The sequence below is a fragment of the Roseobacter sp. HKCC-CH-9208 genome, assembly GCF_037805125.1.
In the GTDB taxonomy this organism is placed as follows: Bacteria; Pseudomonadota; Alphaproteobacteria; order Rhodobacterales; family Rhodobacteraceae; genus M30B80.
In genome coordinates, this window is the sequence record NZ_JBBLYK010000001.1 from 1,280,858 (window position 1) to 1,295,855 (window position 14,998).

Here is a 14,998-nt window from a genome sequence, read left to right on the forward strand (position 1 = left end):
AATCTCTTTGCGCGCGGTTTTTTGGTTTATTCAGCAGGCACAGCCGCCGCTTCAAGGCTGATCGGATGGGCCAGCTTATTGAGCATTTCCTTAGGGCAAACCTGCAAGAAGTTTGCCTTCTCACTCTCCCAATTCTTGAGGATCATATCCGCTTTCTGCGAGGCCGTTTCCGCATGATGGCGGGTGATCAGATCAAGCAACTGCTCTTCCCAATGTGCGACTGTGACGGGGCAAGTCACCAATGTCTCAAGGTTCATATTGATCAAAGCCTCGCCGCTTGGGTCATAGAGATAGGCCATACCGCCCGTCATACCCGCACCGAAATTGGCCCCAATTGACCCAAGGATCACAGCAACGCCGCCCGTCATATATTCACACCCGTTCGAGCCACAGCCCTCAACCACGACTTTGGCGCCTGAGTTACGCACCGCAAAGCGCTCACCCGCGCGACCCGCTGCAAAGAGATAGCCATCGGTGGCGCCATAAAGAACAGTGTTGCCGATGATGACGTTTTCAGAGGCCTTCAGAGGGCTGACTTGAGCGGGTTTGACGACAATCGTGCCACCCGACAGGCCCTTACCCACATAGTCATTGGCATCGCCCGACACCTCGAGCTTCAATCCGGGCGCTGCAAAGGCCCCTAAGGACTGACCTGCCGAACCCTCCAATTTCACTGTCAGGTGATTTGGTTGAAGGCTGTTGCGCATCCCGAATTTCTGCACGATGTGGCTAGATGTCCGCGTGCCAATGGTGCGCAGCGTGTTCTGCACAGCGTAGGACAATTGCATCTTTTCGCCATCTTGCAAAAAGCGCGCTGCATCCGCCACGATCTGTGCGTCCAACGTGTCAGGCACAGAGTTGCGTGGCTTATTGCGGTCATAAACAATCTTATCCGCCCCATCGACTGTGATCAGCATAGGGTTGAGATCAAGATCATCCAAATGCGCCGAACCACGGCTGACCTGTGTCAACAAATCGGCGCGGCCAATGACGTCATCAAGACTGCGCGCACCAATCTCTGCCAAAATCTCGCGCACTTCTTGCGCGTAGAAGGTGATCAGATTGACCACCTTATCTGCGTTGCCTGTGAATTTTGCGCGCAAGCTTTCGTCTTGCGTGCAAACGCCCACGGGGCAGGTGTTCGACTGGCACTGACGCACCATGATACATCCCATGGCAATCAACGCAGCCGTGCCGATACCATATTCCTCGGCCCCCATCATGGCTGCCATGACAATGTCACGACCTGTGCGCAGGCCACCATCGGTGCGCAAGGTGATTCGGTCGCGCAGGTTGTTCATCGACAAGACCTGATGCGCCTCGGTCAGACCCATTTCCCATGGCAGACCCGCATATTTGATCGAGGTCGCGGGGCTTGCACCCGTGCCACCATTATGGCCCGAGATTAAGATGACATCCGCCTTTGCCTTGGCGACACCCGCCGCAATCGTGCCAACGCCCGATGAGGCCACCAATTTCACGGTGACTTTCGCGCGGGGATTGATCTGCTTGAGGTCATAGATCAGCTGGGCCAAATCTTCGATGGAATAGATATCGTGATGCGGCGGCGGTGAGATCAGCGTCACCCCTTTGGTCGAGTGACGAAGGCGCGCAATCAAATCTGTCACCTTCATACCAGGCAACTGACCACCTTCACCCGGCTTGGCGCCTTGTGCGACCTTGATCTCCAACTCCTCGCAATGGTTCAGATATTCCGCAGTAACGCCAAAGCGGCCCGATGCGACCTGTTTGATCTTGGCGCTTGGGTTGTCACCATTGGGCTCTGGTGTGAAATGTGCGGGATCTTCACCGCCTTCACCACTATCGGATTTCGCACCAATGCGATTCATCGCCACGTTGAGCATCTTATGGGCCTCGGGGCTAAGGGCCCCAAGGCTCATGCCTGGCGTGACAAAGCGCTTGCGGATTGAGGTGATGGATTCCACCTCCTCAATCGCAATGGACTGACCCAAAGGCTTAATGTCCAACAAGTCGCGCAAATGAATGGGCGGGTTGGCGCGCATCTTGGCGGAATATTGTTTCCACAATTCAAAAGAGGCTTTGTTGCAGGCCATCTGCATCATATGCATCGACTGCGCTTCCCAAGCGTGGGTTTCCCCCGAACGGCGGGATTTATAGAAACCGCCAATCGGAAGGATTCCATCGCCCTGCAACCAACCAAGCGCGTGGACTTCTTCACATTTTTTCTGAAGGCCTGAAACGCCAATGCCCGAAATGCGGCTCGTCATGCCGGGGAAATATTCCGCAACCATAGCGCGGCTCAGACCCACAGCCTCGAAGTTCAAACCACCGCGATATGAGGAGATCACTGAAATTCCCATTTTGGCCATGATTTTCAGCAAGCCTTGGTCAATCGCGTTGCGATAGCGGGCAACCGCTTCGGTCAAAGTGCCCTCCAACAGACCGCGCTCAATGCGATCTGCCAGCGAATCCTCGGCCAAATAGGCGTTCACTGTGGTTGCACCACAGCCCACCAGAACCGCAAAATAATGCGGGTCAATGCATTCCGCTGATCGGATGTTGAGCGAGCAGAATGTGCGCAAACCCTTGCGCGTCAGCCAGGAATGCACCGCGCTTGTCGCCAAGATCATTGGCATCGCGATTTTTTCTGAGCTTTGGAAACGGTCGGTCAACACGATATGCGCTGCACCCGAACGCACAGCATCCTCGGCCTCTTGGCGAATGCGCTCCAGCCCATCACGCAAGCCATTTTTATCCGCACCCGCAGCAAAGGTCGCGTCAATCGTCACCACGGCATCGCCAAAATGCTTTACCATCGTGTCAAATTGCGCATTGCCCACGAAAGGACTGTCGAGAACCAAAATCTCGGTCTGGCTGCTATCTTCGTCCAACACATTCTTCAGGTTGCCGAAGCGCGTCTTGAGGCTCATCACCCGATATTCGCGCAAACTGTCAATTGGGGGGTTCGTCACCTGACTGAAATTCTGGCGGAAGAAGTGGCTCAAGGGGCGATATTTCTTCGACAAAACCGCGCTTGGCGTATCATCGCCCATAGAGGCCAAGGCCTCTTTGCCATCTTCGGCCATTGGTGCGAGGATATGTTCCAATTCCTCAATCGTATAGCCCGCAGCCACCTGACGGCGGCGCAGATCTTCGCCTGAGAAAATCGCCGTTTCTGTAAGCCCTTCGGTTTCCTTGGCCAAATCCGTGATCTTGCCGACCCAGTCGCCAAACGGGCGCGCCGCAGCCAAGGCATCCTTGATCTCGGTATCGTGGAATAGCTTTTGCGTTTCCATATCGACCGCAATCATCTGACCAGGCCCAAGCGCGCCTTTTTCGATCACGCGCGCCTCATCAACGGGCACCATGCCTGCCTCGGAACCTGCAATCAGCATCCCATCGCCCGTCACCACATAGCGCATTGGACGCAGACCGTTTCGGTCAAGACCCGCACAAACCCAACGTCCATCGGTCATTGCAAGGGCGGCGGGGCCATCCCATGGCTCCATCACCGAATTGCAATAGGAATACATATCCTGCCACGCCTGCGGCAATTCGCTGGCGGTTTGGCTCCAAGCCTCGGGAACGAGCATGGTTTTGGCCATTGGCGCGTTGCGACCTGCGCGCACCAAAACCTCAAACACAGCGTCCAAAGCGGCAGAGTCAGACGACCCTTGCGGGATGATCGGCTTAATATCTTCGGCCATTTCCCCGAAATAGGTGGATGCCATGCGAATCTCATGGCTCTTCATCCAGTTCACATTACCCTTGAGCGTATTTATTTCGCCATTATGAGCCAACATGCGGAATGGCTGCGCCAACCACCATTGTGGGAATGTGTTGGTTGAATACCGCTGGTGGTAAATCGCGAAGGCGGATTCAAACCGCGCATCCTGAAGGTCTGGATAGAATTCCGACACTTGTTCTGCCAACATCATACCTTTGTAGATGATCGAACGGCAGGAGAGAGAGCACAGATAAAGTTGCCCCACGCCTGCGGCCGCAGCAGCTTTTTCAATGCGGCGGCGGATGACGTAAAGCTCGCGCTCGAATTGTTCGTGATCGATGCCCTTTTCGTTCCGGATCAAGATTTGCTCAATCTCTGGCCGCGTTGCATTGGCCTTTTCACCAAGGCAAGCGGTATCAACAGGCACATGGCGCCAGCCGTAAATATAGTGCCCCATACGCAAAACTTCGGTTTCGACAATCGTGCGGCAACGCTCTTGCGCACCAAAATCCGAACGCGGCAAGAACACCTGACCGACTGCAATCAATTTGTCAGAGGCGGGCTCATGGCCAGTGCGGCGAATTTGATCGTAGAAAAACTGCACAGGGATTTGCACATGGATGCCTGCACCATCGCCTGTCTTTCCATCGGCGTCCACAGCGCCGCGATGCCAAACGGCCTTAAGCGCGTTGATCCCGTTTTCCACCACGCGGCGTGAAGGTTTGCCATCGACAGCAACGACCAAACCCACGCCACAAGAGGAATGTTCCTCCTCAAGGGAATACATACCATGCTCGGCCATAAACGCGCGCTTGGCCTCTTCTGCGGCCACCCATTCGGCATCAAACTTGGTCATCACTCATACCTTTCTTTCGGAAGGGGCATCATCGGGATGCGCGAAACGGGCCAAGGCCCTAGGACAAAACATCACCGCAATCATAAAGCGGCAGTGCATTCAGAAATCCCGCCTCATTGGGACGGGCAAAATCAACGGGGCTTGCGTCATAGGAGATTTCTTCCCCGCTTGGCAGGGTCAGCGTCTCGGTGCCGCCAAAGAACATCCGCAAAGAGGGGCTCACATATTGGTTGCCCACAGTGCTGCGTGCGCCGTCTGGCGTGGTTTCGGTATAGGCAAATTCCGTGCGTGCCAGAACCTCACCGTCAATCTCAACTGTGTCACCCGTCAAGGCGTCAAAACCGCTGTAATCGCGGGTAAAGGGCGCGTCACCTTCTGATACAGACAGCGAAAAGGTGAAACTATCCCACCCTGTCTCAAGCAATTCGCTAAGGCTTGCAGGGTCAATTTCAGGTTTGACCAAGCGCGACCGAAGGCCCGTGCGAAGATCAAGGGATTCAAGCCACCGAAATTCTAGATCCGTATGGGATAATGACATGGGCCCATCGACATCTAGGCTGAGGCGCCAATGCTCGCCCGCAGCATCACCTTCACAGGTCCAATAATGCGAGACCATGCATCCGCGGCTTTGAACCGTGAGGAAGGCTTCGCACCCCGCGGGCGGTGTGATTTGCGCCGCTTGCGCCATCGCCGCAACACCCATGACCCCGCCCGCCGATGCGAGAAGGGTCAAGTGACGTGCGATGCTGTGCGCAAGACGGGCCATATCGGATCACTCAGCCGCAATCACGCCGTGGCCTGCAACTTTTGCGAGGATCGCATCCGCTGCTTCACGGCCATCACGAATCGCCCAAACAACAAGGCTCGCCCCGCGCGCAATATCACCAACGGCATAGACGTTTTCCAATGCCGTTTCATGGCTGCGGAAGTCAGTCTTTACTGTCCCCCAACGGGTGACAGGCAAATCCGCGCAATTCCAAAGCGTGGGCAGATCTTCTGGCTCAAAGCCCAAAGCCATGATCACCAGATCCGCGTCCTCAACATAATCGGCACCCTCAATCACCTCGGGGCTTTGACGGCCTGTCGCATCAGGCGCGCCAAGGCGCATTTTCTGAACCTCGACACCTGTTCCAGGATTGCCAACAAAACCTTTTGGCGCGGACAGCCAGACAAATTCCACGCCCTCTTCTTCGGCGTTCTGAACTTCGCGCTGGCTGCCAGGCATATTCGCGCGGTCACGGCGATACAGGCATTTCACAGAGGTCGCACCCTGACGAATCGCGCTCCGCACACAGTCCATCGCAGTATCACCACCGCCGATCACAACAACTTTTTTGCCTTCGGCATTCAATGCGCCAGTGTCAAAATCAGGCACAGCATCGCCAAAGCTTTTGCGGTTGGACGCGGTGAGATAATCCAATGCCTTGACGATCCCCGAAGCCTCATGCCCTGCAACGTCCAACTCGCGCGATTTATAGACGCCTGTCGCGATCACGATGAAGTCGTGCTTTTCGCGCAGCGCCTCAAAGGTGATGTCGCGGCCAATATCAGTGTTCAACTCGAACTTGACCCCGCCTTTCTCCAAAAGCTCATTGCGGCGCATCACCACGGGCTTTTCCAATTTGAACCCTGGAATCCCGTAGGTCAAAAGCCCGCCTGCGCGGTCATAACGATCGTAGACTGTCACCTGAAGCCCCGCGCGGCGCAGACGATCTGCGGCAGCCAAACCGCCTGGCCCTGCGCCAATGATGCCCACGGATTCTGCCCGCTCGGTTGTGGGGGAGATGGGCATCACCCAACCTTCATCCCATGCGGTATCGGTGATGTACTTCTCGACCGAGCCGATGGTGACCGTGCCATGCCCAGATTGTTCGATCACACAATTGCCTTCACACAGGCGATCTTGCGGGCAGATACGCCCACAGATTTCAGGGAATGTGTTTGTGGCTTGGCTGATCTCATAGGCCTCGCGTAAGCGCCCTTCAGCAGTCAGGCGGAGCCAATCGGGAATATTGTTGTGAAGCGGGCAATGCGACTGGCAATAGGGCACGCCACATTGACTGCAACGGCCTGCTTGCTCCGCGGCTTTTTGCTCGGCATACTCAGCATAGATCTCGCGAAAATCCGCACGGCGTTCTTCGGCGGATCTCTTCTCGGGCGTTTCTTTAGCCACGGAGACAAATTTTAACATCGGTTGCTTAGCCACGGAACTACTCCCATCTTCAACGCGCTTCTCATATTCCGAAAGCGCACCACATAAAAGACAGTAATACTGACCTATATAATGCTGTTTTCATTTCTGGCGGCCAATTTGCAACTTTGATTTACAAAAATAGGTATCGCACCATTACCTATTCGAAAAAATATCACATTAATTCAAGTCTTTAGAAAAGACTCATTTTTGTTGGGACATAGAACTCATGAGCCTGTTTTATCTTTTCATTCTCGCTACAATCCAAGGGATCACGGAATTTCTGCCGATATCCTCCTCTGGTCACCTGATTCTATTGCCCGCGCTGATGAATCATGCCGACCAAGGTCAGGTGATTGATGTGGCCGTGCATGTCGGCACATTGGGCGCCGTGATCTTGTATTTCTGGGCCGATGTAAAAGAGGCGCTATTTGGGCTTTTCCGCCTCCTGAGCGGCCAGATTGACACACGCGGCGCGTTTCTCGCACTGTGCCTAATCATATCCACAGTGCCCGTAGTTGTGGCAGGATTGGTGTTCAAGCTTACGGGCCTCTCTGACCTGCTGCGCTCAACTGCGGTCATTGGGTGGACGATGCTTGGATTCGGAATTGTGCTTTATTGGGCAGACCGCACAGGCACAGAAACGAAGCCTGCCACGGCATGGACGCTAAAAGATGCGCTGGTTATGGGGTTTGCGCAAATTCTTGCACTAATCCCCGGCACGTCCCGCTCAGGGATTACCATCACTGCCGCACGAAAACTGGGCTACAGGCGCGAAGATGCGGCGCGGTTGTCGATGCTCATGTCAATTCCAGTGATCATCGCCTCTGGCACACTTTTAGGGCTTGAGGTCATTGGCACCGCAGACATGGCCGCCGCACGCGATGGTGCCATCGCCGCAGGGTTCGCCTTTGTCGCGGCGCTTTTGGCCCTGTCTGTGATGATGCGCCTTTTGAAAACCATCAGCTACACACCCTATGTGATCTATCGGGTGATCTTGGGCGTGGTGCTGTTGGTGATCGCGTATAGCTAGGGCTTATCGCAGCTTAGATGCACTATCGCGGATTGCTGCATATTGGCCGCCATCGCGATAAGGCCACAAATATTCTGGCAAAACCGTATCAAGCGCAGTTGGTGTAATGCCGAAATCTGCCAAGGTTTTTGCCTTTGGCGACACGACATTATCCCGCTTGAGCTGACGCAGCTGATCACGGGTGAGAACACCATTGGTGAAAAGGCCAAATGTCACCGCCTGCGCCATATCAAGGCCAAAGGCCAAAGGCGCCGCAGCAAGGCTTGGGATGCTCAAAATCACGCGACGGCGGCCAATCACCTTGAGCATCTTTTCAATCAACGCGCGGAAGCTCAGCTGCTCTGGCCCGCCCAATTCGTAAATTCCGCTAAACCGATCATCAAGAATGGCAGTAACAGCCGCTTGGGCCACATCATCCACATAGACAGGCTGAAATTTGCTGCCCGCCCCCATCAAAGGCACGAAAGGCGACAGCCGTGCCATGGCGGCAAAGCGGTTAAAAAACTGATCTTCAGGCCCGAACACAATCGAAGGCCGCAAGATCACCGCCTTTGGGAAAGCCGCCTTAACGCCTGCTTCACCTTGCGCTTTGGATTGCGCGTAAAGGCTATCGCTGTCCGCATCCGCACCGATAGCGGACACATGGACAAGCCGCGCAGCGCGCTCCTCTTTCGCAATCCGCGCAATGCGTGCAGCCCCTTCGGCCTGAACGGCATCAAACTTGTTTTTCCCTGATTCAACGAGAATACCCACGCAATTCACAACCGCATCGGCCCCTTTGATCGCGGCACGCACCGAAGCATCATCGCGGATATTGGCCAAGACAGGCTCGACCTGACCAACCACACCATAAGGGCGCACAAAACCTGCTTCATTAGGGCGGCGCACGGCAACACGCACGCGCCAACCTTCCTTAGCCATACGTCTTGCGATGTAGCGCCCCACAAAACCTGAGCCGCCAAAAATTGTCACAAGCTTGGACATCGTTCTGCCTTTCGGTCGTCTGGTCTGGATTTGCGCGATTGATACGCGGCAAACCCAAACGAAACAAGGCGCAATTATATCACGCTCAAGAGTCACATGCGCGCAATCCACATCACCCCATCCAAATCCGCCACAGCCATGCAACAGCCGTTGACAGCACCCATGCCGATATATAACAGACAGCCTCACAACACTGGCCCAGGTGGCGGAATTGGTAGACGCGCTAGCTTCAGGTGCTAGTGTCTGTATGGACGTGGAGGTTCGAGTCCTCTCCTGGGCACCACTAACAGTGCAGCTTTTCCCAGTATATCAAGAATAGTTGAGGAAGTAAGCTTATTCGGCTTTCGGATTGCTACACAACTTTTTGAGAATTGCTACACAACGTTGTTCGTGGTAAATGTTTCACTATGCCGAAAAGTCACGAGAATCCCACGCAAAGAGCAAACGGCTGGTGGTATTACCGCAGGCGAATCCCGAAGCATTTACAGGGCGTGTGGCGTGATAATGGTGGTCGCCAGACAGAACATATTCTCGCACTCAAAACGAAGGACGAAGCTGAGGCAAAGAGGCGATCCAAGTTTGAAGATAGGCTTTTTGAGGACAAGCTTAATCTCAAAGAAGAAGAGCTTGCTGCCAGTGAGAGCCTTGATGAAACAAGAATACGAAACTTCCAGTACTTCGAGTATCGGCTCAGAGAAGCTGGCCTTCACCATTCGCAAGTACCAAGTATCGACAGTCCACCAGAGGTAATCCGCAAGTTTCTACGTGATAGGCAAGCCTTTGCATACGGATCATGGATACAGATAGATGACGAACACGGCCAGTTCGAAGGCGGTTTGTATGATGACGTCCATGAACTTGCGATGGAATATGATCACTCAGGCGATCCCGTTACCAAACAAAAGTTGGACGATGCGGTTTACAAGCTGAACATTACATTGGGCAAAACTAAAGACGTTGGCATTCAAATAAGTGTGCCAACGTTGGGTGTCGCCAAAGAAGAATACCTTCAGTTCATTGCAAAGAAAGCCAAAAGCCCTGACGCCAAAGAAGATGAATCTAGAAGAGTGGAACGGATAGTTGGCCACCTTGCTTTTGTGTTGGGCAACGGTGATCCAAAAGCTGGGTTACAGCGTTCTATAGCATCCATACGCAGTGGCGATGTGAAACAGTTCCTAGCCCGTCTGGCTATTAGAGAGAATGGCTCTGACATACCCAAATCACCGTCAGCCGTTGGACGTGAATTACAAACCATGAGTTCGATCTGGAACATGGCATATGAGGAACGCAAAGAAGATTGGCCCACTGACGTAAAGACTAACAACCCTTTTGCAAAAAAGCGGTCAAAGCTGAACAAAGAGCACGATGACAAAAAGAAGGTTGGGCTCGTACCTGACAAGGATCGTAGACCATTCTCACCACGTGAGCTTGAGATATTCATGTTTGAACACCTGCCACGCATGAACGAAGAAGCTCAGCTAATAGTGCTTATTGGTAATCATTCTGGCTGTCGTATTGGCGATGCGGCTGGTTTGAAGATGAACGATCTTTATCTTCATCCAACGAATGAGCACCCCATTCCGTTTATCTTCTTCCGTGACAACACTATTAGGAAGCTTACAAAAGATGGCGTTCAACGCCGTGTGCCTTTGTTTGGTGATGTTCTTGATAGGCTGGTTGAATATCACGACAAGCGGATCAGTGCGCTTCGCGCACATGATAGTGACATCCTTAATGCGGCCCTATTCCCACGATATGGAAGGGGCCAAAAAGGTTCAGATGCCGTGAGCAATCTCATTAATCAGAAACACATTCATCATCTTCGTGATGGTGACCAAAAGCTAACCTTCCACAGCTTCCGCCACACGCTGCAACACAAGTATTTAGCGGCTGGGCAGAACACCCAATTCGCAGGTTATATCAGTGGATGGAAACTGACAGGGTTGGTCGGCAAGCAGTCCGAATATGTAAAGCACGGCATACCACCTGAAGCGCTCATTGATGGATTAAAGAAGGCTCACGCTGCCAAGTCGTGGGGCGATGCGGACATGAACGCAGCGTTGCAAAGCAGGATAGATCAAATGCAGGGCCAATAGGTTCGACTATTCAGTAGAGCGGCTAAATCCGCTCCTTGAAAAGCCTTTGCCTCATAGCCCATCCAGACTTCTCAGCATCAACAGACAATGCTGTGACCCTGAAGGCTTGACCATTAGGGAACCAATAACGTGAGGCTTGAAGGGGGGCGGGCAGCGGCCAGTGCCACCCACTCCGTTATTCTTATATGTGGCTTTTCACACAGGAGGGTTCAGCATTTAGAGAATGTATCGGCCCTGATTCTTCACTTTAGGCGCACTGATTCCATGAGGTCGTGGCGGTCAGAAGCGTCTTGTTGCGGTGGCGCAGAAGTCGGCCCAAATTCCGCCGATGTGCTGCAATCGCATAGCCCAGAACCGCGACAAAAATAGCGCCAAGGTAGACAAGCTGCGGGATATCTTGCAGATCAAAAGCCCCCATCTTGCCCCTCATAACACCTGTAAATCGCGCATCCCATCAATCACGAATTGCACGGAAAGCGCGGCCAAAAGCATGCCCAACAATCGTGTGACCACGTTGATCCCCGTTGGCCCCAAGGCGCGCTCCAACGGGGTGGAGAGCAAAAAGAGCGAAAAGACACAGATCAAAACCGCCGCCATCACGCCATGCACCGCCAAAACCCATGTGATATCGCCGTCCATCTGGCCCGTCAGAAGGATCATGGTTGCCAAGGCACCAGGGCCTGCGATCAGGGGGGTGGCGAGTGGAAAGACGCTTGGGTCGTCCTTATGGGGTTGATCCGCCTGTCCCTGTCGGCGGGCGCTGCGCCGCTCAAACAGCATATCAAGCGCGGTCAAAAACAATAAAATCCCGCCCGCGATGCGAAAGGCAGGCATGGAAATACCAAGGAAGTTCAAAACGGCCTCACCCGCCACACCAAAAAGCGTCAACAAGGCAAAGGCGATCAGGGTCGCCCGCAGCGCAATCTTCCGCCTTTCGGCCACGCCCATGCCGCGGGTCAGCGCGACAAAGAGCGGCGCCAAACCGATAGGATCAATAATGACAAAAAGCGCCACAAAAACGGGGATGAGGGTTGCAAATTCCATACCCTATCCCTGACCTTTGAGGGGGCAAAGGTCAAATGAAATCGGGGGGCGGGGGCTATTCTTGCAAAGCCGCGTCAAGCCGCGCCTGTGCTGCGACCCAAAGCGCCTCGGCGCGCGCCAAACCCTCTTCGATTTCGGTGAACTTCGCCTGCCATTGCGCCAATTCAGATGCTTTGGCGGCCTCATAGAACTTGGATCAGCACAAAGGCCAATTCCGCGGCTCAGTAAGTTCTTTTTGAATCTAGCTTTTGCAAAGAGGCAGAAGCAGGAACGGCGCACCTTTTGCTGCGATGGATGCTGGAGACAGAAGCACAGCGGTCATGCTACTAATTTCGCGCGAGATGTTGTGGAGAGGATGGGTGGACATCATTAAAAGCGTGGTCAGGTGAGCTTTTTAGCGCAGTAGCTGTGCAGTATATAAAATAGATTAGCACCTGACCCTGCCACGGTTATAATGCCGCTACGGCGGAACTACAGGTCGCCACACCTTGTTGAACTAAACCCCTGACACTGTGGTGCGTTTATTATAAACGAAAGTCGTCTCTGAATTGCTCCCAACCCAGCACAACCCTGAGCCACATCCTTGAGTTATACTCGTCCTGTTCGAGCAGCAGGTTAGTCATCTCAGCTAGATCATCGTCTGAACACGCATTGACGTTGGTGCAGACGCTGTATTCCTCAGCCATACTTGCAAGGATCATCGTGCCATCGTCATGCAGCTTCGAGATAGTGAACAGGCAAGCTGCGATTATGGCTATGATGGCGAGGAGTAGTTTCACGCTATGTCATCCCCGCTTGTAGCCTAGAGCGAGATTGTGGTCAGTCTCACACGTATCGCCTGAACAACACTCGAAGATGTTGGACTTACATATCGCACACTGCTCATGCCCATGAACTACAACGGTGTTCAGTGGTGACTGACATCTTGGGCATCTCTGCTTGTGATGATTGGCTGGGTGAAGAAGGTTATCCATCAATACTTAAACTCTAACGATTGTCATTGAATGTAACTCGTAGACTTACGACATCCTCGTGGAAGCAATTCGTCAATAGCGATTTCATTCAGAGAACATAACCTGTTTGACTACTGAGAGTAATGATAACACTATCAATACTAGTGCTTTTGATTATCTGGGGGGCTTAGCAATGCGCACCAACTTTCGATCATTATCCGTTTGTTTCGCAATATGCCTAGTTCTGGCTGCGTGTATAAGCCCTCGTGCAGAGAGAGAACGTGTTGCTAGAGAAAATATCCAAGCAACATGTGCAAGCTACGGTTTGGAAGTGGGTAGCCCGAATTACCAAGCATGTGTTGGGAATGGTGTAGCTGCTCATGAAGCTCAAACTGCCGCACGGAGAGCAAGATCGGCTGCAGAAGATGCTGAATACTGGAGCCGAGCCCGGTGCATATCAAGTGGGAACCAAAACTGCTTTTGACAACTATATAGCTAACAACTCAAGCAAAAGTTGCGGCTTGTCACTTGGACATCAGGGGTACCGCAACTCCTACGGTTGTTGCTCCGCATGCGAGCTCAGTTCATGCGAAAATAAATATAACGTTATCAGTTAGTTAGTCTGTTTTGTCTGCTATATGCCTTTCTTCTCTCCTAACTATTCCAAGTTAGACTACCTGCTGTGAACCAAGAATGTATCTGCTTCCTTCTAGCGTAGTTAGCTTCAAGGCAGGAGTACAACTAATGACATTGTCTCGCTTAAAGTTCTTACAGTGTTCAATCACATAAGCCTTAAACGTATCTTGGTAATAAGCCACTGCTGCTTCTTCGTGTAACTGGCTGACTATTATGCAGTCATGTACTGAGTAAGCAGGTATATCCATAGCCATCAGTCTATGAATGGTACGCTTCAATATCTCAGCTTCATGATAGCTAATAAAGCCAGCACCATTCATGTACTTCTTATCTAAGTGTCTTAGTGCAGGTACAGCCTTCAATAATGCTTCACGATAGCTATCCCAGCTACCTTCTGTCTCAAACCATTTAGCGTTCTTAGACGATGGTTTCTCTTTGTATGGATCGCCTAAGCCTATAACCTCTAGTGCAACTTTCTTAAGCAACTCTCTGTTTAGATGTGGTGCTGTATCTTTATAAAGGTCTGTCCACCTGTCTGATGTATTGATCTTCTCTCCCATCAACATGGAGAAGGTGACAGCCTGTGAGGCATTCACATCAATGCTGACAACTGGCTCACCATCAATCTTGAATTGAAGTCGTGTCGCTTCCTTCTGATTAGTCCAGTAGCCGTAGAACCTGCCTCCAGCATCTAGTCTACCTTCATGGAAGACCCTGTGTGCTGCTGCTGCAAAGGTCGTGTGACCATTATGAACAATCTCTAAAGGGTGCTTCAGGTAGAAGGCATTAAGCTTCTCAACCTCATTATGAAGCACTGTTAGCTCTCTACCAAACTTAGTCTGTGCTGCTGTGTTACCAAAGCGAGGAGGCTTACCTTTAGTTTCTTTGCGTTCTTTCTTCTGCAGGTAAGTTTCTTGTTTATTTACTACTATAATCCGTGAGTAAGCCTCTACCATTTGAGCGTCTTTAATACGCTGTAAGCAGTCATGACCAACAAACCTGTAGCGGGTCACGTCTGCAAATATGCCGATGCCAATGCCAAAGATGTCAAACTGAATGTGCTTAGGTTTAGTCCAGCCTCCAGAACCTTCTACACGTTCTAGGAGGCTACCACTGAGTGCTTGTACTACTTGGTCAATGGTACTTCTGCCAACGCCACTAGAGTAGCCTGTGAATGCGTTGTTATTCTTGCTAACAGCAATGGTCTTATGACCTTCCTCATCAAGCTCTTTAGTAGCCTGAAGAAGGCTAGCAACTACGATCCTGTACTTGCGACCTCGTTGGCCTGACAAAGTTAAGCCATGAGCCTCACATATCTCGTCTACAAGATCGGTAGCATTCTTGTTGAGTGCTTCAAATGTTGGTGTCCAGAAGATAACGTCAGGATGTTTGTACCTGTAGTCTGGATCAAGCATGACCAGACGTTTAGCCTCATGCCGCTCTTCTGCAGTAAGCTCTGATAAGCTTCGGCCTTCAAATGGTTCTTTCTGAGGCAC

The 14,998-nt window shown here is 52.3% G+C and carries 10 protein-coding genes and 1 tRNA gene; 3 read left to right on the forward strand and 8 right to left on the reverse strand.

Annotated elements, in window-relative coordinates; all coding sequences use genetic code 11:
• Positions 1 to 26 precede the first annotated feature (26 nt).
• From gltB to AAC621_RS06430, 3 genes are read right to left on the reverse strand one after another with little or no spacing between them, the layout of a single operon-like run.
• Positions 27 to 4,565, reverse strand: a complete 4,539-nt coding sequence (gltB, locus tag AAC621_RS06420) for a glutamate synthase large subunit (protein WP_340253347.1) — start codon at positions 4,563 to 4,565, stop codon at positions 27 to 29.
• 58 nt (positions 4,566 to 4,623) lie between these two features.
• The gene (locus tag AAC621_RS06425; protein ID WP_340253350.1) at positions 4,624 to 5,331 is read right to left on the reverse strand and encodes a hypothetical protein; all 708 of its coding nucleotides are present in this window, start codon (positions 5,329 to 5,331) and stop codon (positions 4,624 to 4,626) included.
• A gap of 6 nt (positions 5,332 to 5,337) precedes the next feature.
• Positions 5,338 to 6,771: an NAD(P)-dependent oxidoreductase gene (locus AAC621_RS06430; RefSeq protein ID WP_340253353.1), complete on the reverse strand. Its 1,434-nt coding sequence runs from the start codon at positions 6,769 to 6,771 to the stop codon at positions 5,338 to 5,340.
• Positions 6,772 to 6,985: 214 nt separating this feature from the next.
• Between AAC621_RS06430 and AAC621_RS06435 the strand changes: the two genes are divergently transcribed.
• Positions 6,986 to 7,789, forward strand: coding sequence for an undecaprenyl-diphosphate phosphatase (locus tag AAC621_RS06435; RefSeq protein WP_340253356.1), 804 nt, complete (start codon positions 6,986 to 6,988; stop codon positions 7,787 to 7,789).
• A gap of 3 nt (positions 7,790 to 7,792) precedes the next feature.
• Here AAC621_RS06435 and AAC621_RS06440 read toward each other — a convergent pair whose 3' ends face one another.
• Complete coding sequence (locus tag AAC621_RS06440; RefSeq protein WP_340253359.1) at positions 7,793 to 8,773, reverse strand: complex I NDUFA9 subunit family protein; 981 nt, start codon at positions 8,771 to 8,773, stop codon at positions 7,793 to 7,795.
• Between the two features lie 196 nt (positions 8,774 to 8,969).
• On the opposite strand from AAC621_RS06440, the gene AAC621_RS06445 reads away from it, so the two are divergent.
• Positions 8,970 to 9,056, forward strand: a tRNA-Leu gene (locus AAC621_RS06445).
• A gap of 124 nt (positions 9,057 to 9,180) precedes the next feature.
• The gene (locus tag AAC621_RS06450; RefSeq protein ID WP_340253362.1) at positions 9,181 to 10,869 is read left to right on the forward strand and encodes a tyrosine-type recombinase/integrase; all 1,689 of its coding nucleotides are present in this window, start codon (positions 9,181 to 9,183) and stop codon (positions 10,867 to 10,869) included.
• 247 nt (positions 10,870 to 11,116) lie between these two features.
• Here the strand turns inward: AAC621_RS06450 and AAC621_RS06455 are convergent, their stop codons facing one another.
• The 4 genes from AAC621_RS06455 to AAC621_RS06470 form a co-directional block, all read right to left on the reverse strand.
• Positions 11,117 to 11,287, reverse strand: coding sequence for a hypothetical protein (locus AAC621_RS06455; protein ID WP_340253365.1), 171 nt, complete (start codon positions 11,285 to 11,287; stop codon positions 11,117 to 11,119).
• Positions 11,288 to 11,295: 8 nt separating this feature from the next.
• The gene (locus AAC621_RS06460) at positions 11,296 to 11,913 is read right to left on the reverse strand and encodes a MarC family protein (protein WP_340253368.1); all 618 of its coding nucleotides are present in this window, start codon (positions 11,911 to 11,913) and stop codon (positions 11,296 to 11,298) included.
• A 524-nt stretch (positions 11,914 to 12,437) separates the two neighbouring features.
• Positions 12,438 to 12,692, reverse strand: coding sequence for a hypothetical protein (locus AAC621_RS06465; protein WP_340253371.1), 255 nt, complete (start codon positions 12,690 to 12,692; stop codon positions 12,438 to 12,440).
• An 842-nt stretch (positions 12,693 to 13,534) separates the two neighbouring features.
• Positions 13,535 to 14,998: a hypothetical protein gene (locus AAC621_RS06470; protein ID WP_340253374.1), complete on the reverse strand. Its 1,464-nt coding sequence runs from the start codon at positions 14,996 to 14,998 to the stop codon at positions 13,535 to 13,537.